At 43.2% G+C, this 1,619-nt stretch carries 1 protein-coding gene; it reads left to right on the top strand.

Annotated features, from left to right (window positions below):
* Positions 1-1,619 (top strand): SprB repeat-containing protein (locus tag EYY60_RS00095; RefSeq protein WP_208749431.1); only part of this gene is annotated, 1,619 nt, incomplete at both ends.

The following is a 1,619-nucleotide window of genomic DNA, read 5'->3' as shown; positions in this document are numbered from 1 at the left end:
GATCAGACGGTGAACTATTCTGTGAAAGACGCAAACGGCTGTATCGCAAACGGATCAGCTACATTAAATAAACTAAATTCTCCAAAAATCAATACGGCAGTGGCATCAGCTGTTACTTGTACAGTAGGTACAAGCACAGTTACGGTGACTACGACTGCAGGTACAGGAGTGGGGACATTGACATATGCTATTATTGCTCCAGCTTCTGCAACAAGCAATACAACAGGAGCTTCTAATGGTGTATTTACAGGCTTGGCACCAAGCGCTGTTCCGTACACATTCAGAGTTACTGATGCAAACGGATGTTATGATACCAAATCGGTTACGGTAAATCCGGTTACTCCAATCGGAATTATTGCAACAAAAAATAATGATGTAAAATGTAAAGGAACTTCAACGGGGAACGGAACATTCACAGTTTCGGGTTACGCTGTTGCAACAGATTATTCATTTACATTGACAGCAGGAGTGCTTGGCACAGGTACTTTGACAAAATCAGGAAATACATTGACATTGAGCAATGTTGCTGTGGGGACTTATACTGTAGAGGTAAAAGATCTTGCTACAAACTGTACTAATACAGCAAGCATTACAATCAATGAGCCGACAGATGCATTGGATGTAACAGCTGTGGCGACAAAGATCAACTGTAATAATGACAATGCAGTTATTACAGCAACTGCAACTGGCGGAACGACAAATTACAGCTATGCGGTTAAGCAGGGAGTTGCGGCTCCGCTTGCGGCAGACTATGGAGCAAACAATGTTCTTACAGTTGATACGAACAACGGTGCGAACATGAGTTGGACTGTTTATGTAAAAGATGCAAACGGCTGTACGGATTCATTCCCGGTTTCATTATCGACAGACCCTACGCCTTCAGTTACGGCGGTATTGAGCAACCAGTGTACAGGAACAGGAAGCAATTTCACTATTACAGCTACAGGAAGTTCGACTGATCCGACCCTTTCAGCAAGTTTGGTTTACGGCATCAATGGCATAAACGGCAGCTTCAGCACAAACAATATTTTCAATGTTCCAGCGGGAACTTATACGGTTTGGGTTAAAGATGCAAACGGATGTACGGCTTCGGCTGCGCCTATTACGGTAAATCCTCAATTGACTGCAGTTGCCAATGTTACCAAACAATTAGATTGTACTGCTACACCAAATGCAGCTATTACAGTTGACATTACTGGCGGAAAATCTACATATACATATAAAGTTGATCCAGGAACAGGAGTTTACGGGTCAAGCACTCCGGTTACAGGAACGCAGTTTGTGTTTACTGGAGCTTCGACTGCGACAACTTATAATTTTGAGATTACAGATTCAAACAACCCTACAGCATGTAAGGTTATCGTTTCTGCTACGGTAGCTCCAATTACGAATCCTACGGTTACTGCGACACAGGTAAATATTACCTGCAACGGAGCAAACAACGGATCGGTTGTATTGACTGGAGCAGGCGGATCTGGCGGTTATACTTACAGCAATGCCTTAGCGGGTACTTATGCGGCTACAAATACTTTCGCAGGATTGACTCCAGGCTTGCATACTTTCTATGTAAAAGACAGCAAAGGATGTTCAGGCCAAGTTGATGTGACTATTTTAGAGCC

Origin of the sequence: Flavobacterium zhairuonense, assembly GCF_004352915.1 — a bacterium.
Classification (GTDB): Bacteria; Bacteroidota; Bacteroidia; order Flavobacteriales; family Flavobacteriaceae; genus Flavobacterium; species Flavobacterium zhairuonense.
Note: the sequence above shows the minus strand (reverse complement) of the source record. Positions and strands in the feature narration are given on the sequence as shown.